The organism is Cycloclasticus sp., assembly GCF_019090545.1.
GTDB classification, from domain to species: domain Bacteria; phylum Pseudomonadota; class Gammaproteobacteria; order Methylococcales; family Cycloclasticaceae; genus Cycloclasticus; species Cycloclasticus pugetii.
Genome location: NZ_JAHRVT010000013.1, coordinates 17,674 through 39,495 on the forward strand (window position 1 = coordinate 17,674; position 21,822 = coordinate 39,495).

Genomic DNA, 21,822 nt, shown 5'->3' on the forward strand with positions numbered 1-21,822 from the left:
TCAGGCATGCAGTATTGCAGATATAACGACATTAACCGCTTGTTTTATAGTGCATCGCTATCGCATACATACACTAGCCTAAATGCTAATGCTCGTCTTTATAGTTCAAACGATTCATGCAGCGTTGGTATTCTCACATCTGTTGCTTGAATTTTTGCAGCAAAGCTTTTCATGCTTTTCTCTTCACCATGAACAAGGTACGTCGTTTTAGGGTTCCCTGTTTTTGCATGCCATGCGATTAATTCAGTTTGGTCAGCATGCGCAGAAAAACCACCAATCGTATGAATACTGGCTTGAACAGGCATCTCTTCACCAAATATTTTTACTGTTTTTGCACCATCAATAATACGTCTTGCTAACGTTCCCTGAGCTGCAAAACCAACAAATACAATACTACTGCGCCGATTCCATAGATTATGTTTCAAATGATGCCGCACACGTCCGCCCGTACACATACCCGATCCTGCCATAATAACAGCACCACCACTCACCTGATTGATTGCCATTGACTCGGTCGTTTCACGCGTAAAATGTAGCCCTGGAAACCCAAAAGGGTCTTTGCCTTCATTAAACAGGTTTAGAGCTTCTGTGTTATAGCATTCAGGATGCCGCGCAAAAATTTGCGTTGCAGAAATTGCCATGGGTGAATCAAGAAACACATTAATAAAATGTTTTATCTTTTTACTAAGAATACCTTCTCGTAAAAAATAGAGCACTTCTTGCGCTCTTTCCATCGCAAACGTCGGAATGATGACATTTCCGCCACGGCCTATCGTTTCATTAATCACCCCATAAAGCTCTTCAATAGAGGGTTGTAATTGCTTATGCACCCTATCACCATAGGTTGTTTCCATAATAACCGTGTCTACTTTTGGCGGCCTGTCTGGTGCGTTCAAAATGGCCCGTCCACCGTAACCAAGATCACCTGAAAAGAGCACTCGTCGAACCTCACCCTTCTCTTCAAGCTGCAGAAGAATAGACGCTGACCCCAGAATATGCCCTGCCTCAAAAAAGGTTGCTTGTATCCCCGCTGCTAGCTGTTCAGATTGCCCGTAAATGGCTTGTCTGCCAAAAAACTCTAAACTATTGAGCGCATCTAAAATACTATATAGTGGCTCAATGTCCTTATCACTATTTTGCTGTCGTTTTGCTTTACGTTGTTGGTAGCGTGCCTCTTCTTCTTGTAGGCCAGCAGAATCCAGCATAACCAACCGAGCCAACTCCAATGAGGCTGCCGTGGTGATAACAACCCCTTTAAAACCGCGTTTCACCAACAGAGGGATTCGCCCGCAATGGTCTAAATGAGCATGCGTCAGTAATAAAAAATCTATCGAAGCAGGGTCAAAGCCAAACGGTTCAGCATTTTCTTCAATAATTTCTCGACTGCCTTGATATAGCCCACAATCAATGAGAATGCGCTGACCGGCACATTCAATAAGATGACAGGAGCCGGTTACTCCCTTTGCAGCACCGTGGAATGTAATATTCAACTTGTCTCCTTTAACTTCAAATTTTTCTGAGCACGCCGATAAAAATAAAGTCCTATGCACTTCATCATATCATCTAAAAATACACCGCGTTACGTACCAACTTTCTAAACGATTGGCGAGCTCAGTCAGGCTTGAATGCTTATATCATGCGCCATCATCGAGCAACCCCATTGCCTTGTTTTATCACAAACTTGGGTGCGTAAATATCAGCAAATCGCACCTACTTTAATTGATATCACGTTAACTTGATCCGCATCAGATCTAACTTCATTTCCTCATATCAACCCATATTGAAGTGCTATAGTGCCTTGAACATTTGCACATCACTATAGCCTTGGAACAAACTGTCACTTTCGACCTCGACCTTATTCAGCGTTATAACAAGGCAGGACCACGCTATACATCCTACCCAACAGCGGTTGAATTTAATGAAGATTTCACTGCTGAGAGTTATCAGCAGCAAGTTGAACTATCCAACCAACGAGGCGGGCCATTATCACTCTATTTTCATCTGCCTTTTTGCGACACCGTGTGTTTTTACTGTGCTTGTAACAAAATAATCACCAAAAATCGCAAACACGCCGACCCCTACTTAAAAAACTTACATAAAGAAATCGCGCTACAAGCTGCCTTATTTGATTCCAACCGCCCCGTAGAGCAACTCCATTGGGGCGGTGGCACGCCCACCTTTATCAATCACCAGCAAATGCATGAACTAATGAACGTTACCCGTCAGCACTTCAACTTGGCGGATGATGATAATGGCGAATTTTCCATTGAAATAGACCCACGTGAGGCCAATAAAGAAACCATCGCACTATTGCGTCAAATTGGTTTTAATCGAATCAGCTTAGGGGTTCAAGACTTCAACCCCATCGTTCAAAAAGCAGTCAATCGTATTCAAAGTGAAGCCGAAACCTTTGCTGTCATTGATGCCGCTCGCGCTAATAACTTTCGCTCTATCAGCCTCGACCTGATTTACGGCTTACCCCATCAAACACCACGTAGCTTTTCAGAAACACTCGATAAAGTCATCAACACCGCCAATCCAGACCGGCTATCTATATTTAACTATGCACATATGCCAGAGCGATTTAAAGTGCAACGTCAAATGAACAACGATGATTTGCCCCAACCAGAGGTTAAGCTTGAAATACTTCATCGCTCAATCGATCAACTAACCCGTGCGGGTTATGTCTACATTGGCATGGATCATTTTGCTAAACCAGAAGATGAATTGGCTGTTGCCCAACGTAACGGCAAGCTTTATCGAAACTTTCAAGGTTACTCCACACGTTCTGAATGTGACCTGATCGGTTTAGGCGTGACATCCATTGGCCGTATTGCCGACTCATACTCGCAAAACCAGCGCACATTAGAAGATTACGCAAATAGCCTTGCACAGAATGAATTGCCTGTCTTTCGAGGCGTCACCCTCAATACCGACGATAAAATACGCCGTACCGTCATCACCCAGCTTATTTGTCACTTTGGGCTAGATATTAATGCCGTTGAAAAAGAGCTTAACATTAACTTTGCCGACTACTTTGCAGATGTTTACCCCCACTTAGAGCAATTTTCTCAAGACGGCTTACTGCAATTTGATGCTAAAAAAATAGAGGTTCTACCGGCTGGGCACTTACTGATTAGAAATATATGCATGGCCTTTGATTTTTATACTCAACAAAAAGCAAGCAAGAACTTCTCAAAAGTCATATAAAACATTGCTATTCATGAGTCATCATCATTAGCTGACTTTAAAATGAATGTTTTAGGGCTTGGACTGATTATGTAATAGGCTATAACGGGGCCCCTAGCCTAGTGAAGCTATAGCCGAGTGAACGCGGGATTAAGGGGTTATTGAACAACCACTCATCCATATTAATCAGTTTGATGCGTACCAAGGGGCGTAAGAATGACGGGGTGGGGCACTTTGGGCTCCAGAGGTGAAAGCTTAGGCCTCGTTTCTACATTTTTATCGCTGTTACAAAAAAACAGCCATGATTTCTATAATGAATTATTTTCACGAATAAAAAATCGCGCATCAATAAAACTTATTCTTGTCCTTTTTATAAAATTTATAGCAACTAACCCAACTGGTTAACCAAATCAAAAGACCTGCTTTATCATATTTACCCATCATCTTATGGGTTAAAGTATCTTCAAGCACTTTGTATTGACCTTGTAGTTCAAAATTAGATATTGAGTACTCACCAATAAAAAGAAGGACAACGTAAAAGGCTGGGCCAAGTATAAAGGCTAATAAAACACGAGGCGAGGAAGCGAAAACAACTAATAACCTTAGCATCCATTCAGGCATATACGCTTCCTTAAAAAATTAGTAGCACTTCCCATTAAATGTTTGAAGGCCCAAGACAAATCCTATGCCTTTAAATTGCAGACACAGGCTTCAGGTTATAGACCTGCTTCCGCGCTGTTCCATTTTTTATAAGTCTTTGATAATAGCTTTGCTGCTTTTTTAGCTTTTCAAGATCACTAATCGGCACGTTATCAAGCACTTCTTTCAATGCATCTGTTGTACTAGTCATAACCAAGGTCTCTTCAATTTATTTTATACACTGCACTTAGGAGTGCGGCATGGTGTGAAAAAGCGGGTCAACACGTCGACTTTGAACGCAATCAAGAAGTAAGTCACTATACTGTCTTATAACTGGTTTCAATTTATCATTATCAGTATAGTCTTCTATTTTTAAACGTAAACCCTCTGCAAGGGTTTTTATTCCGATCATCCTTCCATGAGAGTGCCATTTATTATGGTTGCTCAATGCTTCGGCTATCTCAACAGCTCTTGCCTCTTTCTCAGGCCTAGTAACGCTATTACCTGAACTTAAATGCTTATCCCAGTCTTTAAATTTATATCTAACCAACCAGTCTTTTAAAAGTGAGACCGACAGCTCACGCGCCTGCTCGTATCTGCGTAATGTTGCTAAATCTTGATTCTGTAAAATTGCAAATTCTGCATCTGTTAAAGTACCTTTCGCAGACTTATCAATCATCCTTTCTACTTGATCCAAGTAGCCCAAAGCCGGGACTAATTGGCCATCACTATTGGGTATTTGTGGATCAATTGGGCCTAGTGCCGAAGAATAGTCCATATAGATCTTATCTCCTGACATGCATAGAATTGTTCCAGCTGACATGGCCATATCAGGCACAACAAACCAAACCTCTTTGTAATGATGGCGAATAATATCTACCATCCTTTCAACTACTTCGGCCACACCGCCAGGAGTATGTAAAATAAACACAAGATTTTCTGTTTTATTCGTTCTGTTAGCCAAGCCCTCCATGTGCGCGCGAAACGGTGACAAAAGCTGCGGTCTTATCCCCCCAACAAACGAAAACAGGTCACTAGCAAAGACCCGAGATACTTCAGCGGCGTAATGATCTAATGCTAAATCAATAGTTTCATTAAGAATTGCCATTAAAAATTCCCTTTTTTAATCATTGTGAAAGCATTGTAGCTATGTATATAAAATTAAGCCAAAACTAATTTCACAAGCATGACAGGTGGAGACAACCTTCCAGCCAATCATGAGATAAGCAGATAGGCCTGCTGACTCTTATATTACTAAAAGTGGGGCCATCAAAAAAACAGGTAATGCTTATCACGCAGGCCCACCCAACCTTACCCCCGCCTTACCCCAAAAACCATAGACATAAAAAAAGACCTACGATTTCTCGTAAGTCTTTGTTTTATATGGTGGGCCTACAAGGACTTGAACCTTGGACAAATGGATTATGAGTCCACTGCTCTAACCAACTGAGCTATAGGCCCTTTGTTCTATTCTGACGTATCTATAAAGCTACGTAAATGCTCTGTTCGTGAAGGATGACGTAATTTACGCAATGCCTTTGCTTCAATTTGACGTATTCTCTCACGAGTCACATCAAATTGCTTACCTACTTCTTCTAATGTGTGATCGGTATTCATATTAATACCAAAACGCATTCTAATAACTTTAGCTTCACGAGCGGTTAAGCCTGCAAGTACATCTTGTGTAGACTCTCTTAAGCTTTCAATCGTTGCTGAATCTACTGGTGACACTGCGTTAGCATCTTCGATGAAATCACCTAAGCTTGAGTCTTCATCATCACCAATCGGCGTACCCATTGAGATAGGCTCTTTTGCAATTTTAAGTACTTTGCGAACCTTGTCTTCTGGCATTTCCATTTCTATCGCCAATTCTTCAGGCAAGGCTTCTCGGCCTTTTTCTTGCAAAATTTGACGTGAAATACGATTTAACTTATTAATCGTTTCTATCATATGCACTGGTATACGAATCGTTCTTGCTTGGTCGGCTATGGAACGCGTAATGGCCTGACGAATCCACCATGTTGCATAGGTAGAGAACTTATAACCACGACGATATTCAAACTTATCAACCGCTTTCATTAAGCCGATATTGCCTTCTTGAATAAGGTCTAAGAATTGCAGCCCTCGGTTTGTGTATTTTTTAGCAATGGAGATCACCAATCGTAAATTGGCTTCAACCATTTCTTTTTTAGCACGGCGCATTTTGGCTTCGCCAATCGATAAGCGACGGTTAATGTCTTTGATTTCTGTCGTGACTAAAGAGCTTTCGCTTTCTACATTAGCCAGCCTAACTTGTGCTTTTTTAATTTCATGGAAATTTTCTTTAATAACAGCAACAAATGGCTCGTCTGTTTTTAAGTGCTCTTCTAACCATGTTATGTCACTTTCATTTTTAACAAAGCCTGCGATAAATAACTTACGCGGCATTTTTGCTTGTTTAACGCAGATGTCAATAATGGTTTTTTCTTGAGCTCTAACCAACTCAACACATTGTTTCATTTCATTTGAAAGCAATGTAAAGAAACGCGGTGTAAATTTAAGCGCCATAAACAATAAGGCCAACTCATCAAACTCTTTTTGAGTTTTTTCTGAGGCATAACCTTCTTTTTTAATCACCTTAGTACATTCTTTGTACTTAGCCGCAATTTCGTTAATACGAACTTCGACATCTTCGATGGTTAATGCTGGAATTTCAGGCGCACTTTCATCTTTCGCTGCCGCAGGCTGCGTGTAATCATAGTCGTCTTCTAAATCAACAAAATCTGGAATATAGTCTGCTAGGCGAAGCTCATCACTCTTAATTTTTTCGAACACATCAAAAAAGCGATCCACAACAGCTGGGTAACGAACAATCGCCGCCAACATTTCGTTTTGCCCTTCTTCAATACGCTTAGCTATATCAAGCTCACCTTGGCGAGTTAATAAGCCAACCGTGCCCATTTCACGCATGTACATACGGACAGGGTCTGTCGTTCGGCCTAACTCTTTATCAACGGTTGCTAAAGCAACAGCCGCTACTTCAGCCGCAGCAGATTCATCAACCGTTTGAGCAACGGTGCCATCGGATACAGTATCTGACTCTGGCGCCTCTTCGCTGACACTAATGCCCATATCTGAAATCATTGTAATGATTTCTTCAATACGCTCTGGCTCCACGTCTTGTGGTAGGTGATCGTTCACCTCCGCATACGTCAAGTAACCTTGCTCATGCCCTTTACTAATCAATGCTTTGATTTTAGAGGTTTGTTCTTTCTGTTGTTCTTTATCCATTATGTTCCCGTGAACTAAGTACAAATTTTCGCCAACTGAACCGAGTATTTTAGCAGATATTCTTAATTTATCTACGAATGTTCTTTTATTTCATTAATTCTCTAAGCTCATCTCTTTCTTCTTCACTTAAATCTTCTGCTTTTGCCAATAATATTTCATAACGACTCTTTTTTGCCTGCTCTTTCAAGCGCTCAATCGCGCCTAAAAACTCCTGCTCAGTCGACTCCCCTTCGATTAATCGCTCTTCGGCAAACAATGCTCTAATAATTTTTTCATGTTCGTGCCCACGAAACCGTTCTAGCAGCATTGCTGGCGATACCTCTATATGACCATTTAACACCGAAATAATTTCATTTAATACCGGCATTCCTGGCACATTTAATTGTAACCAAGCGTCTTGTGTATTAATTTTTTGCACCAACGCAGGCTCATGAAGAATCAGCATTATTAAATGCCTCATAGCCGAAAGGGGGGCGGCCCCAGTTTTTTTAACAACTTGTCGCGCACCGAATCGAGGTTTGAAGGAAGCGGCCGCACCTTGCTTTTCCATTTTAGTTAGCTGTGCTAATTGTTTCTTCATTAATTCTGCAAAAGCACCCGCAGGTAATGTATCTAGCAATGGTTTCGCTTGCTCCATAAAACCAGCCCGCCCTTCAATTGTCGTCAACGGGTGCTGTTTACCTAAGTAATCAAAAAAATAACTGGACAACGGCGTCGCCTGCTCTACCAACTGCTCAAAGTGTGAGGCCCCTTTTTCACGAATTAAACTATCAGGATCTTCACCCTCAGCTAACAGTAATACTTTTATTTGCCGTCCAGTGCGCAAAGCTGGCAAAGCATTCGTCACAGCACGCCATGCTGCTTTTTGTCCCGCTGTGTCACCATCCATACATATCACCAAGGTGGACACAGAGCGAAATAATAAATCAACGTGCTCGCGAGTGATTGCGGTACCCAAGGCAGCAACAGCATTTGTAACGCCCTGCTGATAAAGCGAAATAACGTCTAAGTAGCCTTCAACCACAATAATTTGCTGTATTTTAGTAGACGATTTTAGCGCTTCATATAAACCATATACTTCACGGCCTTTATGGTAGAGCGGCGTTTCTGGAGAATTTAAATACTTTGGCTCGCCGCCATCTAGAACTCGACCACCAAACCCGATAGTTTGCCCACGTTTATTACGGATAGGGAAAATAATTCGCTCTCTAAAGCGGTCATACGTTTTATTATTTTCATTCGTCACCACAAGCCCTAATTCACCTAACTGATGGAGCGAATCGTTATCTTGGCCCAACGACGACAGCAAATTACTCCAACCTGGTGGTGCAAAACCTAATTGGAAGGTTTTAGCCACTTCGCCTGTCAGCCCTCTATTTTTCAAGTACTCCGTCGCAATATGACTGGCCCCATGCTGTCGCAGTTGCTGCTGGTAAAAGTCACTCACCTTCTCATTCATACGCAGCAGTGGCGATAAATCCCGTTTCGGTTTCTCCGTTTCAAACCCTTGCTCGCGTACAACTTCCACGCCAGCGCGGCTTGCTAATTCTTCAATTGCTTCTACAAAACTAAAGTGGCTGTAATCCATTAAAAAGCCAATCACCGAACCACTCTGGCCACAACCAAAACAATGATAAAACTGCTTGTCTTGGCTGACAGTAAAACTGGGGGTTTTCTCGTTATGAAAAGGGCAGCAAGCAGAGTAGTTTGCACCTTTTTTTTTCAACGGTAGCAAGCTATCAATCACCTCGACAATATCGGTTCTTGCCAATAAGTCATCAATAAAATGCTGGGGGATTCGACCTGCCATGATTATGGTATTTTATTTACCCTATGATTCTTGCTTGAAGCATAGACAACATTAACAAGCGTTAATACTTTTCTATACGAGCCGGAAGTGCCCAGTGAAATTGATGCGCTTCTCCATGCCTACCAATTTGTCATACAGTGATCATGCGGACCACTAAATAAAAACAAATTAAGAAAGCTTGGCTTTTATTTTACCGCTTGCCGCACCAACGTCTGCACGACCTTGTAATTTAGGACGAAGAATACCCATCACTTTACCCATATCTTTCATGCCTTGCGCACCAGATTCGGTAATCGCCTGATCGATCAGTTGATCGACCTCTGATTCAGTTAATTGTTGGGGCAAGTACTGCTGGATAATACTTGTTTCTTTTTGCTCTATCAGTGATAGATCGTCACGACCTGCTTTGTCAAACGCCTCTATTGAATCACGACGCTGTTTGACCATCTTATCGAGCAATTGGAGGACTTGCGTATCATCTAATTCGATACGCTCATCGACTTCTTTTTGCTTAATAGCAGCGAGTATTAAACGAATAACACTCAGCTTTTCTTTTTCTTTAGCCTTCATTGCTAACTTCATATCCTCACGGATACGGTGCAATAAAGGCGTAGCTTGTTCGCTCATTATGTTAACGACGCGAGTAGCAAATATTAGCTACGGCCACGACGAAGGTTGTTCAATGCGCGACGTGTGCGAGACAACCCTTTCAAATGACGTTTAACCGCTGCAGCTGCTTTACGCTTGCGCTCAGCAGTTGGCTTTTCATAAAACTCACGTTTACGTGATTCAGCCAAAACGCCGGCTCTTTCACATGTACGCTTAAAACGACGTAGAGCAAAGTCAAATGGTTCGTTATCTTTAACGCGAACTGAAGGCATGTATTTCTCTCTTCTTAAAAGTTAAATGGTGTAAAAGGATGGCGGATTATACACGCAGCAAAGCCATATGCCAACACCCATACTCTCCTAATAACAACACCTTTAACGAAAATCTATTGTTAATGATTAACGTGAGCTTCATATCGTTTAGGCAGAAAGCGCCTTGTTTGCGTATAATAGCCTGCTTTAAAACCTTGCTAAACCATCGCCATCAATGACTACCCAGCCACCACTTGTTCTTGGTATTGAAACATCCTGTGACGAAACAGGCGTTGCCTTGTATGGCGAACGCGGCTTACTCGCTGATGCGCTGTATAGCCAAATTGACATGCATGCGGAGTACGGAGGCGTTGTGCCTGAACTGGCTTCACGAGACCACGTCCGTAAACTAATTCCACTTATTAAACAATGCTTTGCTAATGCCAGCGTAACTAGTCGTGAGTTGTCCGGCGTTGCCTACACATCTGGGCCGGGACTTGTTGGCGCTCTGTTTGCTGGAGCTAGCGTTGCTCGAAGCTTGGCTTATGCGTGGGACATCCCCTCTATCGGCGTTCACCATATGGAAGGTCATTTATTAGCCCCCATGCTTGAAACAACACCACCTAGCTTTCCTTTTGTTGCCTTATTGGTCTCAGGTGGGCACACACAATTAATTAAGGTCAATCAAATAGGTGACTATCAACTACTCGGCGAATCCTTAGATGATGCTGCCGGCGAAGCCTTTGATAAAACAGCAAAATTACTCAATTTAGGCTACCCAGGGGGACCTGCCTTGGCCGCTTGCGCCAAAAATGGCAATCCGGAAAGGTTTAATTTTCCACGCCCTATGACCAACCGGCCAGGGCTTGATTTTAGCTTTAGCGGGCTCAAAACTTTTGCCTTAACAACCAGCCAGCAACATGCTTTAGACGAGCAAACCTGTGCTGATATCGCCAGAGCCTTCGAAGATGCCGTGGCTGACACATTGGCGATTAAATGCAAACGCGCTTTAACTCAAACCGGGCTCTCTACCCTAGTGGTTGCTGGTGGCGTCAGCGCCAACCAACGTTTACGTAAAACACTGGACCAAATGGCCAAAGAAATCAGCGCCAAGGTATTTTATCCCCGCCATGAATTTTGTACTGACAATGGCGCCATGATCGCTTACGCTGGTTATCAACGTCTATTAGCTGGGGAATTCGACGAGCTCAGCATTAAAGCTCGACCTCGCTGGCCATTATCTGCACTTAATACGCCTCAAACAAAGTAAACAAAGAGCTTATGGATATTATTTTTCTACGAAACTTACGAATTGAAGCCATCATTGGCATTTTTGACTGGGAACGCAAAGTAAAACAGCCCGTTTTCTTTGATATCGAAATGGCCGCGGACATAAAAAAAGCTGCTGCTAGTGATCATATTGACGACACTTTAGACTATAAATCTCTATCGAAAGCAGTGATTGATTTTGTCGAAAAAAGTGAGTTTCAGTTAGTTGAAACATTAGCCGAAAAAGTTGCCGAACTGATTATTCATGATTTCAATGTCCCTTGGCTAAAGCTAACCTTGAACAAGAAAGGAGCATTACGCCATGCCGATGACGTTGGCATTATTATTGAGCGTGGATCAAAACCCCAATGACCACTGTTTACCTAAGCATTGGCAGCAACATTGAGCGCGAAAAACATATCCGTGCCGGTATAAATGCCTTAAAAAAACAATTCGGTAACCTCACCTTATCCAGCGTTTATGAGTCCGACGCGGTTGGTTTTGATGGTCAACCCTTTCTAAATTTAATTGCTGCTTTTGAAACAGATCTGTCCGCAATACAAGTAGATACCATTCTTGATACGATTGAAAAAGACAATGGCCGCACCCTTGATCAGAAAAAATTTAACCCGCGAACACTGGATTTAGATTTAATCCTGTATGGCAACTTCATCAGCAAAGACCCTCTTCTCGATATTCCGCGTGGCGAAATAACTCAGTATGCATTCGTCTTAGAGCCACTGGCTGAAATTGCTGGCAACCTACAACACCCTGTTTTACAGACCTCTTACCAGCAGCTCTGGCAACATTTCGACAAATCTAGCATCGTACAAAAACGCATTGATTTTAGTTGGGATTAGACAAGGCTTTTACCGCCATCAACCGCAATCACCTGACCGGTAATATAAGCCGCATTTTGGGCTAAAAATAACACTGTTTCGGCAATATCGCTGGGTGCACCTTGTCGCTGCAAAGGAATTTTTTCAACAATGCTGTCGGTCAATTCAGTTGCCTGACTTTCTGGCCATAAAATTGCCCCTGGCGATACGCCATTCACACGCACATCTGGCGCCAACTCCTTAGCTAACGATTCTGTTAACGCATATAACCCCGCTTTTGCGGTGCTATAAATCGGGTAATCTACCAATGAACGTTTAGCATAAATATCAACAATATTAACAATACAACCTTTGGTTTTTTTTAATGCCTTGAACGCCACTTTACTGACAAAAAATGGGGCTTTTAAATTACTCCCCATCAAATCATTCCACTCACTCTCATTAGCATCGCCAACTGGCGTTGGGTAAAATGTAGACGCATTATTAATCAACACGTCCAAACGCCCATGTCTAGTAATCACCTGATCGACCATCTGCTCAATTTTCTGCACCGACTGTAAATCCGCTTTTATAGCCCACGCAGAGTGCTCTCTTTTATTATTTAATAGCTGAACAAGCTCATCCGCTTCGCTGCGTGAATAACGATAGTGAACCACAACGCCGTACCCTGCCGCATGAAACGTTTTCGTCATTTGCGCGCCAATTCGCCTTGCCGCACCAGTAATTAACACTATTTTCTGCAATTTGGACACACCACCCTCGAATTAAACTAGACTTTCAATGAGAACATACTACTGAATAACATATGCAAAACCGATTCTTTTTGTTGCTATTTTTGGCCCTTCTATTAAGTGCTTGCGCTCAAGTCCCCGACCAAAAAGGTTACCATTACGAATACTTTAATCTTAACGCCATGGCCAAGACTGATATCGACATGGTCGCTGACACCCACGTAAAACAAACTATCAAACACCTAAGGCTACTAGCAACAAAACTCTACAAACGTAACCCACGAGAATGGAAGAAAACCAATTTAAAATCAAGAGAAGCCGCTGTAGCACGTATTTTTAAACAACCCTTTCCAACCGTAAATGGCAAAAGTAGCGTGGACAGTATTCGACTCGCTTTTAACGAACAATATCAAGGTGACCGTGTACTTGCTTATGTATCAGGCTTAGCTAGCATGCTTACTTTGTCATATAACGGTAAAAGCCAGTTTTATTTATTCGATAGCTTAGATGCTCAAAAAGTGTATAACGGCGCACGCAATATTGAAGTCGCTTCGTGGTTACTGCAAACCAAAAGAAAACAAAATGGAGAACTTTTTTTACTCAGTTCTGGTAAAGGCCTCTCCGCAACAAACCGAAGTTATGATCGGTTATTTGGCAAGCTCATTGGTCAACAGGATCTGCTCGCACTGGTTATTGCGACTAAAAACCATCGCACTATAAAAAATGTTTTTCAGTCGGCTGCCCGGTTTGTCTTTTTACCCGTTTAAGCCTCTAAATATGCATGCTCAGTATTATAAAATACACACAACAACATCATTGGCAGACTTTATGCCCAACGACTTTAGTCTGCTCTTGCATGCTTTAATTGTTGAATGACTTCAAGCCGCCGTTTATGAATGGCCTCACCAATTTTCTTACCCACTAAACCCTGTTTAACAAACTCTTTAGGGTCAACTTCATTCGCTGCAAAGTAAGCCTGTTTAATCCAATCAGCCTGTGGATAGTCCTTGTTTTCAAAACCCTTTCGACCTCTGGCGTCTGCCTCACAAGCCAATAAAAATGAGGTTAATTTTTGCGGTTGGCGAAAAGCCCCTAATGCCTCCAACACTTTCAATAAGGTCGCTGCTTTTAACTCAAATGCCCGATGACAATGCGTATGATATTTCATCACTTTTTCTGCCAGATCAACAAATTCATTGGGAATTCGCAAACGTGTTGCCATCTTCTTTAAAGCCGTTAACCCCATCTCCTCATGACCATGATGAGACGGCCAGTTATCCGCTTTCGTCAGCCCTTTCCCAAGGTCATGCACCAATGCCGCAAAACGCACGACAGCACTGTCCGATAACTTAGCGGCTTGACGTAGCACCATCATTGTATGAATACCGGTGTCAATTTCAGGATGGTGCTTTGCTGGCTGAGGGACACCGAATAATACGTCCAACTCCGGCAAAATAACCGCTAAGGCGTCACATTGCCTTAATACTTCAAAAAATATATCTGGTGATTGCTCACCCAATGAGCGACTAATTTCTTGCCAAACACGCTCCGCTGTTAACAAGGCAAGCTCACCACTACTAACCATTTCTTGCATCAGTTTCATGGTCTCTGGCGCCACGCTAAAACCCAGATGCGCATAACGTGCAGCAAATCGTGCCACCCGCAAGATGCGTAACGGGTCTTCTGTAAAGTGTGGAGACACGTGACGCAATATTCGAGCTTCTAAATCAACTTTGCCACCATATGGGTCAATCAATTCGTCGGCACGTTGTGCCATCGCATTGATCGTCAAATCACGCCGTTGCAAATCTTCCTTTAATGTTACTTCCGGTGACGCATGCACTTCAAACCCTTTGTAACCACCGCCAATTTTGCGTTCTGTTCTTGCTAAGGCATATTCCGCTTTTGTATCCGGGTGAAGAAAAACAGGAAAATCCTTACCTACTTGCTCAAAGCCTTGTTGTAGCATTTCATCTACCGATGAGCCAACAACAACATAATCCCTATCCTTTGACGGATAGTTAAGCAGCTTATCCCTGACGGCACCGCCTACCAGATATATCTCCATTACCATAGTCTAATATATGTTATGATTTTAAGTTTTTTTTCAACCCAAGGTTTTATTGTGTTAGAGATTTTCATGTACTGTTTGCTGTTTGGATCCTTCACAGGACTGATTTCAGGCCTCTTAGGTATCGGCGGCGGTATTGCTATTGTGCCATTTTTAGCTTGGCTATTACCCCCCCATGGTATGCCAGTAGAAACCAGCATGCAAACTGCGATTGCTACTTCTTTAGCCACTATTATTATCACCTCCCTTTCCGCCATTTATGCGCAAAACAAGCGTGGCGCCATTGACTGGAAAGTTGTTAAATATTTCACCCCAGGTATTGCTATTGGCGCTTATTTTGGCGCCCACTTAGTGCATTACCTGACGACTGAGCTGCTCTCTATGGTGTTTGGTGGGTTTTTATTACTGAATGGCCTTCGTATGGCACTAAAGTTAACACCGAATCCTGAGCGCAAACTGCCTTCTCCACTACCCTTGAGTCTCGCCGGTAGTGTTTTAGGCATACTTTCCACGCTGATTGGTATTGGTGGCGGTACTTTTACTGTTCCGTACATGTTATTGCACAACGTACCGATGAAAAAAGCTATTGCATTTGGAAGCACCTTTGGCCTACCTATTGCCATTTTTGGTGCCATTAGTTTTATTATTCTCGGCCTAAAAAACACTATCCCCATAGAAGGCAATATTGGCTATATTAATATACCTGCCTTTCTGGGCATTAGTGTAGCCAGCTTATTCGCCGCACCGATTGGTGTGCATCTAGCACACACAATCCCTACCGGTGCAATGAAGAAAACGTTTGCCGTCATCATGCTTTTTGTTGGCTTAAAAATGTTTATTAGCGCAATTTTTTAATTATTTAACAGCTGCCTTATAGAGCAACATACCCACCAACATGGATACCACGACCAGCAACGGTTCTTGAAAACCAAACCCTAAACTTGCAACCGCAGGACCTGGGCAATAACCAATAACGCCCCAACCAATACCAAATAACGCCGCGCCTATAATTAACGGACGATCTATTTGTAATAAGGTTGGTAATTGAAAGTCGTCAGCCAAAAGAGGTTTACCTCTTGAAAAAATAAAACGGTAAGCAAGCGTTGTTGTTAAAACAGCGCCCCCTAAAACAAACATTAAACTGGGGTCCCATTGACCGGTGATATCTAAAAAATTGATCACTTTATTGGGGTTTACCATTTGCGATAACGCCAAACCGACGCCAAAAATAACACCGGCAACTAACGCACTGAGTATTTTAAGCATTATTAACCCCCCGTAATTTGTTTGAATACATACACTGTTACAATGCCACTTAACAAAAACGTCGCTGTTGCTACTAATGAGCGCAGAGAAAAACGTGAAATACCACAAATTCCATGCCCACTAGTACAACCACTACCCATTGCTGTGCCTATTCCAACCACCAATCCGCCGGCAATTAATAATATTGTAGACATCGATTCCCTAGCCGCTATTGTGATTGGGAAAAAGTGCATATAAACCGCACCTCCTAAAACAAGGCCCACAACAAAGGCAAAGCGCCATGCCTTTTCTTCAAACGAAGGCGCATTAAAGACACCGGCGACAATGCCACTGATGCCTGCAATACGACCATTTAAGTACATTAAAATACTCGCACTGATACCAATTAACACACCGCCTGCTAACGATAAATAGGGGGTAAAGTTCTCCATAGTGTCACTTCTCTTATGTTATGAATAAATTTATATTATTAAATATTATAAGCATATTATCAAAAACATATTAACCCCCTAGACCCTGCTGAGAAGATAAATCTTGTGTAAAATACACGCCATGAAAAACAAAACCGACCAATGGCATACCTTACATGCCGAAACAGCCAGCATTGAGTGGAAAGACTTAGAGCGTTTTTTTGCTCGCGGTAATTTATTACGTGTTTCCAGTGAGCTTGATCTTGTGGATGCCGCTGTGGAAATAGCTAATGACAATAAACCAGTTATTGAACAATGGATCGCTGAGAACCGTTTATCAGCCGTTTCAAATAAAGAGGCTTTATTATGGTCAAAAGGTGATAGCAACCTTTGGTCTGTTATTGTATTACCTTGGATTCTCGTTCAGCAACGTAAAGGGGCTCGCTAGAAAGCTGCTTTCATTACGCTGGTTAAAACAGGGTGTGGCGTGGCGGCCTGAGTTCAGCTTTCTATCATAAAAACGATTTATCATTAACGTTCTTATCACCCTTAGCGCTCTAGCTTTAGCCCAACATCGCGGCCCACGCCTTTTCCAACCGCTTTTCTGAGATAGGTTCCCTAGTTTTAATTTGCTGGGCAAACAGCGATATTCTGAATTCTTCTAACATCCAGCGGAAAGCTTCATTTTCCGGGTTTGCGTCTGTTGAAGACACCCACAGCCAAAACTTCTTTTCAAAATACTGCGCCTGTTTTGTTTTTTCTTGGTCTTTATGTAATTGCCCGCCTGCTTTTTCCAACCTAAGCTGAATTGCTTTTAAATAACGTGTGTAAAACCTTAACTGGTCTGCCGAAACGTGCCTAACAAACCCGTTGAAACATAAACAAGACAATTGCTTAGAAATGTCCTCATACATAACTTTTTCATTACGCCACTGTTCAAGCTCTTTTACTAGCTTTTGATATTGAGACAAAAGCTGCGAAATAACCTCCGAAAGTTCATAGCCTTTTGCATACAATGAAATATCATTTTTCTGCGCCGCTGCATCAAACTCAGCTTCAGTACGAATATCTTGGTCAGCAAAAAAACTAGCAATCAATTGATAGGCCAAATCATCGAAAACATCCTCCCCATGGCTCCGTTTGCAATGGGGATGCAATGGCAATTGTTGATAACTAAACGCCTGTGCGGTGGTGATGGCTGACTGCCGGCTTAGTTTTTTTAGCTCTTTTGAAAACTTCAAACGAAATAACCGTATCAAGCCATTTCGGTGAGTTTTTTGCGCCTGTTCAGCTGAATCCATTAGCGTGAGCCCCACACTCCCTTGCTCATCAACTAAGGCGGGAAAGCCCTTCAGCTCTTGCCCATCATGTTGAATCGTTTGATGTTCGGGGATATCATCAAATTGCCAGTTTTTTGAACCCGATGACGATAACGCACTGGTTAACGCCGTTTGAAATTGCATACCTGCCTTCTCAGCATACTGCCGCTTTAAGACATTAAAATCTTTAGCTACAGCAATAATTTTAGATTTTTTACCCAAAATATGAAAATTCATTCGCAGGTGGGGTGATAATTTATCTAATTCAAAATCTGCTGCTTTTAAGGTTGAGCCAAATTGTTTATTTAAAAAAGCAGCCAATTTGTCTAACAAACGCCCATTTGCATAATCCATTTCCTCTAAGCAGGCTTCAACAGAATTTGAAATAGGCACAAACTGTTTACGTAAATTTTTTGGCAACCCCTTTATCAATGCTTGTAGTTTTTCCGCGTACAAGCCCGGCACCAACCACTCAAACCCATCATCAGTGAGCTGGTTCAACTGCGCCAATGGGATCTGCGCCGTTACTCCATCTTCATTATGACCTGGTTCAAAACGGTAACTTAATTTTATCGGCACACCATTTATCAGACGCATATCGGGAAACTTATTTGCATCAACCGCTGTTTCATCTTGCGAAGAAACATCCTCTGGCGTTAATTCAAGAATCGCCTGATTTTCATCCTTTTTTATCCACTTATTTAAAGCGGCCAAACTGTTGATTTGCGCTGGCAATTTTTGATCATAAAACTCAAACAAGGCTTGCTCATCTACAAGCAGGTCTACACGGCGGCCTTTTTGCTGTTCATACTCAATCTCCTGCAACAGTTTTTCATTTTTTCTAAAGAAAGCTGCATGACAAACCATATCTCTATCAACCAGCCCATGGCGTATAAACATCTCTCGCGCCTGCTCTGGTTCTGTTCGAGCCAACGGTACTTTCCGCCCTTTGCTAATCGTTAAACCAAACAGTAATAATTGCTCGTGAACCATGCCTTGCGCTGATTTTTTTGACCAATGCGGTTCATAATAATGGTGCTTAATCAAATGCCCAGCGGCTTTTTCAATCCACTCGGGTTTTATTGATGCAACCGTTCGACCATAAACACGCGTTGTTTCTACTTGCTCTGCGGCCATCAACCATTTTGGCGGCTTCTTGAATAACGTAGAGGCGGGATGAATGTAAAATTTTAAATTCCGTGCACCTAAATATTCAGCTTGTTCGTGTTTAAAACCAATCCGAGTCACCAAGCCTGCCAATAAAGACTGATGAATTGCATCATCGTCGGCCTGCGTGTTGTTTATCTTCAACGCCAAGTTTTTTTTCACTAAATCTAATAGCTGACGACGAATATCTTCCCAATCCTTTATTCGCATATACGCAAGAAAGTTTTCTCGACAATATTTACGGAACTGATTATTCGATAGTGTCTTTTTCTGGCGTTGTATTTCACGCCATAACACTAAAAAGGATAGAAAATCCGAGCTCTCATTTTGATACGCTTTATGTTTTTCATCGGCATATTTCGCCTTATTGCTCGGCCGCTCCCTTGGGTCTTGGATCGACAAGGCCGACACTATGGTTAAGGCCTCGTCTAAGCATTGAAATTGCTCAGCGGCTAATAACATCCTGCCAAATTGAGGATCGAGCGGGAAATGCGTTAACCGCCGGCCAATTTGAGTTAATTTTTCATTTTTATCTAGCGCACCTAGTTCATGCAAACTACGCACGCCACTACGAATCATTTTATCCCCAGGCGGCTCTAAAAATGGGAACTGATTAATATCTGCCAGCCTCAACGATTTCATTTGCAAAATAACCGATGCCAGATTGGTACGTAAAATTTCAGGTTCAGTGAATTCAGGCCGTTGGTTAAAATCATCTTCGCTAAACAAGCGAATACAAATTCCCGCCGCTTCTCGCCCACAGCGACCACTTCGTTGATTCGCACTTGCTTGTGAAATAGCTTCTATTGGTAGCTGCTGTATTTTGCTCCGCTGACTAAAGCGACTGATCCGTGCCAAGCCGGTATCTATCACGCAACGGATACCCGGTACTGTTAATGAAGTTTCGGCGACGTTTGTCGCCAGCACAATACGTGGTTTTTTATGCGGCTTAAAAATAGCAGCCTGCTCTTTGGCACTAAGCCGTGAATACAAGGGCAAAATATCATAGCCTGCTGGGTGATGTTTCCTAAGCGCTTCTGCCGCCTCTCTAATTTCCCGCTCACCACTTAAAAACACCAACATATCACCCGCTCTCTCGCGATGTAATTCATCAGCAGCATTAACAATCCCCTGAACGATATCCTCGTCGCCTTGCTGCGAATCGACACCGACCGGCCGATAACGCATTTCAACCGGATAGGTTCTACCGGAAACATTGATAATAGGTGCGCCATCAAAGTGCCTAGAGAAACGCTCGGGGTCAATCGTTGCCGAGGTAACAATTAATTTTAAATCTGGTCGCTTTGGTAGCAGCCATTTCATATAACCTAAGAGAAAATCAATATTTAAACTACGTTCGTGCGCCTCATCTAATATCAAGGTATCGTACTGGCTTAAAAATGGATCAGATTTAATCTCTGCCAACAAAATACCGTCTGTCATTAACTTAACAAGGGTTTGTTGATTCTCCTTACCCTGAAAACGAATTTTGTAACCAACCGCTTGCCCTAGCTCTGACTTCAGCTCATCAGCTATGCGTTGCGCCACGCTAATGGCGGCTAATCGTCGCGGTTGTGTATGGCCAATTTGTCCCTTAAACCCACGACCCAGTTCCAAGCAAATTTTAGGTAATTGGGTGGTTTTTCCTGACCCCGTTTCACCACAAAGAATAATAACTTGGTGCTTATCAATCAGCTTGGAAATTTCCTCCCGTCTCTCACTAATCGGTAAATCAGGAAAGTTCACTGTTGGGCAACTTCCCTCACGCAGCTCTACCTGACTAATAGACACTGCTACTTTTTCAGCCAGCGTGTCTAGCAGCGCTTGCTGTTCTAGCGAGCGTTTTAAACTCGCTCTTTTTAACTGCGTACGAAAGGCATGCCGGTCTTTGGTTAAACAATTAGGGATTAATGCGCGAATCTCGCGAATGGATGAAGGCATGTAAATAAAAACTATCGCTAGGCAAAGTGGCATTATACCTAAAGGGCCTCTAACACGTTTACGTGAGCCCTGTGGTTTTAAAAAAGTTTACTCAACTAGCCACCTTTTTCAGGCCCAGCAGTCGTGCAACATCACTATCTCAACGTTACGCGCTAACTTTAGTCCGCTTTAAATACAAGGTTAAACGAGACGGGAACGGTTGTTGCAATAGAGGGAAGGCTTGCAATCTCCATTAACGCCTTAACCCCTTCCGTTAGGCCAAAATCCATGGCATTCAACATGATTGGCTTAATTGTACTCACCGATATTCCGCCATTCACAGCGATCACTTGTAGCTGTGTTTGCACCGCCACTGACTGCCCATGCAGATTAAGTGTCAACGCCACTGGCATGACAAGCCTTTCACCGATATTTAGGGATGTTATCGCGTCCACCTCTATATTCGTAGACACTTCAGCTGTCGGAAAAGCTGCCGTTTCAAATAATAACGACTTCATACGCTCATCACGAATCTCGATATTCGTTTTAACACTGGCCAAATTAATCGTAACGCTTGCAGCGCCATTGTTATCAACAGAACCACTCAAAGAGTCGAAGCTATGCACTTCGCCAATTGTATTTTTCTTAATGGAAACGAAATAAAGTGATGAGGCGGTATTATCCAGTTGATAACCTGCTTGCGCGGCTAGCGACAAACACAATAATGAAATAAGTAAAATAAGCTGTTTTATTCTCATAACAATATCCACTTGGCATTAAATGTACAACCGATGATAACAAACTTTTAACCCTTTAATGAACCTCATACAATGGTATTGAAAATACCTGCCCAAACAAGCTTTCCAGCTCATAGACACTATTTTTCATAAAGTGCGACGCCTTAGTAGACTAAATTTTATTTCACGCATAAAAAAGCCCCAGCTACATAGTAGCTGGGGCTTTATAACAAATGGTGCCCAGAGACGGATTCGAACCATCGACACGAGGATTTTCAGTCCACTGCTCTACCGACTGAGCTATCTGGGCATCTAAGATGTGGTC

General features: G+C 42.5%; 21 protein-coding genes and 2 tRNA genes. 7 read left to right on the forward strand and 16 right to left on the reverse strand.

Features of this window, described 5'->3' with window-relative positions; genetic code table 11:
• Positions 1-98 precede the first annotated feature (98 nt).
• Positions 99-1,490: an MBL fold metallo-hydrolase gene (locus tag KUG63_RS03105; RefSeq protein ID WP_287553971.1), complete on the reverse strand. Its 1,392-nt coding sequence runs from the start codon at positions 1,488-1,490 to the stop codon at positions 99-101.
• 334 nt (positions 1,491-1,824) lie between these two features.
• On the opposite strand from KUG63_RS03105, the gene hemN reads away from it, so the two are divergent.
• On the forward strand, positions 1,825-3,210 hold the full coding sequence (gene hemN, locus KUG63_RS03110) for an oxygen-independent coproporphyrinogen III oxidase (protein WP_287553999.1): 1,386 nt from the start codon (positions 1,825-1,827) through the stop codon (positions 3,208-3,210).
• A 324-nt stretch (positions 3,211-3,534) separates the two neighbouring features.
• Here the strand turns inward: hemN and KUG63_RS03115 are convergent, their stop codons facing one another.
• The 8 genes from KUG63_RS03115 to rpsU all read right to left on the reverse strand — a co-directional run bounded on the left by KUG63_RS03115 (position 3,535) and on the right by rpsU (position 9,789).
• Positions 3,535-3,810: a hypothetical protein gene (locus tag KUG63_RS03115; protein ID WP_287553986.1), complete on the reverse strand. Its 276-nt coding sequence runs from the start codon at positions 3,808-3,810 to the stop codon at positions 3,535-3,537.
• A gap of 70 nt (positions 3,811-3,880) precedes the next feature.
• The gene (locus KUG63_RS03120; protein WP_287553988.1) at positions 3,881-4,039 is read right to left on the reverse strand and encodes a hypothetical protein; all 159 of its coding nucleotides are present in this window, start codon (positions 4,037-4,039) and stop codon (positions 3,881-3,883) included.
• Between the two features lie 36 nt (positions 4,040-4,075).
• A complete protein-coding gene (locus KUG63_RS03125; protein WP_287553990.1) occupies positions 4,076-4,936 on the reverse strand; it encodes an SDH family Clp fold serine proteinase in 861 nt (286 codons plus the stop codon).
• A 276-nt stretch (positions 4,937-5,212) separates the two neighbouring features.
• Positions 5,213-5,289: transfer RNA gene (locus tag KUG63_RS03130), tRNA-Ile, on the reverse strand.
• 6 nt (positions 5,290-5,295) lie between these two features.
• Positions 5,296-7,098, reverse strand: coding sequence for an RNA polymerase sigma factor RpoD (rpoD, locus tag KUG63_RS03135; protein ID WP_015004915.1), 1,803 nt, complete (start codon positions 7,096-7,098; stop codon positions 5,296-5,298).
• 85 nt (positions 7,099-7,183) lie between these two features.
• Positions 7,184-8,908 carry a DNA primase gene (gene dnaG, locus KUG63_RS03140; protein WP_020161636.1) on the reverse strand — a complete coding sequence of 575 codons (1,725 nt, stop codon included), beginning with the start codon at positions 8,906-8,908 and terminating at the stop codon, positions 7,184-7,186.
• 168 nt (positions 8,909-9,076) lie between these two features.
• Positions 9,077-9,535 (reverse strand): GatB/YqeY domain-containing protein, encoded by a 459-nt coding sequence (locus KUG63_RS03145; RefSeq protein WP_015004913.1) that lies wholly within the window; start codon positions 9,533-9,535, stop codon positions 9,077-9,079.
• A gap of 26 nt (positions 9,536-9,561) precedes the next feature.
• Entirely contained in the window at positions 9,562-9,789 is a 228-nt protein-coding gene (gene rpsU / locus KUG63_RS03150; RefSeq protein WP_015004912.1) for a 30S ribosomal protein S21, read from the reverse strand.
• Between the two features lie 214 nt (positions 9,790-10,003).
• On the opposite strand from rpsU, the gene tsaD reads away from it, so the two are divergent.
• From tsaD to folK, 3 genes are read left to right on the forward strand one after another with little or no spacing between them, the layout of a single operon-like run.
• On the forward strand, positions 10,004-11,038 hold the full coding sequence (gene tsaD, locus KUG63_RS03155; RefSeq protein WP_015004911.1) for a tRNA (adenosine(37)-N6)-threonylcarbamoyltransferase complex transferase subunit TsaD: 1,035 nt from the start codon (positions 10,004-10,006) through the stop codon (positions 11,036-11,038).
• Between the two features lie 11 nt (positions 11,039-11,049).
• Complete coding sequence (gene folB / locus KUG63_RS03160) at positions 11,050-11,409, forward strand: dihydroneopterin aldolase (protein ID WP_015004910.1); 360 nt, start codon at positions 11,050-11,052, stop codon at positions 11,407-11,409.
• Positions 11,406-11,897 carry a 2-amino-4-hydroxy-6-hydroxymethyldihydropteridine diphosphokinase gene (gene folK / locus KUG63_RS03165; protein WP_287553994.1) on the forward strand — a complete coding sequence of 164 codons (492 nt, stop codon included), beginning with the start codon at positions 11,406-11,408 and terminating at the stop codon, positions 11,895-11,897. The genes folB and folK overlap by 4 nt, the downstream gene beginning before the upstream one ends.
• Here the strand turns inward: folK and KUG63_RS03170 are convergent.
• Positions 11,894-12,628 carry a pteridine reductase gene (locus KUG63_RS03170; protein ID WP_287553995.1) on the reverse strand — a complete coding sequence of 245 codons (735 nt, stop codon included), beginning with the start codon at positions 12,626-12,628 and terminating at the stop codon, positions 11,894-11,896. The genes folK and KUG63_RS03170 overlap by 4 nt on opposite strands.
• 53 nt (positions 12,629-12,681) lie before the next feature.
• On the opposite strand from KUG63_RS03170, the gene KUG63_RS03175 reads away from it, so the two are divergent.
• A complete protein-coding gene (locus KUG63_RS03175) occupies positions 12,682-13,374 on the forward strand; it encodes a hypothetical protein (RefSeq protein ID WP_015004907.1) in 693 nt (230 codons plus the stop codon).
• A gap of 74 nt (positions 13,375-13,448) precedes the next feature.
• On the opposite strand, the gene KUG63_RS03180 is transcribed toward KUG63_RS03175, so the two are convergent.
• Complete coding sequence (locus KUG63_RS03180) at positions 13,449-14,675, reverse strand: multifunctional CCA addition/repair protein (RefSeq protein WP_041230467.1); 1,227 nt, start codon at positions 14,673-14,675, stop codon at positions 13,449-13,451.
• 57 nt (positions 14,676-14,732) lie between these two features.
• On the opposite strand from KUG63_RS03180, the gene KUG63_RS03185 reads away from it, so the two are divergent.
• Entirely contained in the window at positions 14,733-15,533 is an 801-nt protein-coding gene (locus tag KUG63_RS03185) for a sulfite exporter TauE/SafE family protein (protein WP_223253202.1), read from the forward strand.
• Here the strand turns inward: KUG63_RS03185 and KUG63_RS03190 are convergent, their stop codons facing one another.
• Together KUG63_RS03190 and KUG63_RS03195 are read right to left on the reverse strand one after the other, a co-directional pair.
• Entirely contained in the window at positions 15,534-15,944 is a 411-nt protein-coding gene (locus KUG63_RS03190; protein WP_016390305.1) for a YeeE/YedE family protein, read from the reverse strand.
• Between the two features lie 2 nt (positions 15,945-15,946).
• Positions 15,947-16,375, reverse strand: coding sequence for a YeeE/YedE family protein (locus tag KUG63_RS03195; RefSeq protein WP_020161632.1), 429 nt, complete (start codon positions 16,373-16,375; stop codon positions 15,947-15,949).
• Between the two features lie 121 nt (positions 16,376-16,496).
• On the opposite strand from KUG63_RS03195, the gene KUG63_RS03200 reads away from it, so the two are divergent.
• Positions 16,497-16,802, forward strand: coding sequence for a DUF2288 domain-containing protein (locus KUG63_RS03200; RefSeq protein ID WP_020931802.1), 306 nt, complete (start codon positions 16,497-16,499; stop codon positions 16,800-16,802).
• Positions 16,803-16,917: 115 nt separating this feature from the next.
• On the opposite strand, the gene hrpA is transcribed toward KUG63_RS03200, so the two are convergent.
• From hrpA to KUG63_RS03215, 3 genes are all read right to left on the reverse strand, one after another.
• Positions 16,918-20,781 (reverse strand): ATP-dependent RNA helicase HrpA, encoded by a 3,864-nt coding sequence (hrpA, locus tag KUG63_RS03205; protein WP_020931801.1) that lies wholly within the window; start codon positions 20,779-20,781, stop codon positions 16,918-16,920.
• Between the two features lie 158 nt (positions 20,782-20,939).
• Positions 20,940-21,518 (reverse strand): YceI family protein, encoded by a 579-nt coding sequence (locus tag KUG63_RS03210; RefSeq protein ID WP_020931800.1) that lies wholly within the window; start codon positions 21,516-21,518, stop codon positions 20,940-20,942.
• Between the two features lie 213 nt (positions 21,519-21,731).
• Positions 21,732-21,807, reverse strand: a tRNA-Phe gene (locus KUG63_RS03215).
• Positions 21,808-21,822: the final 15 nt, after the last annotated feature.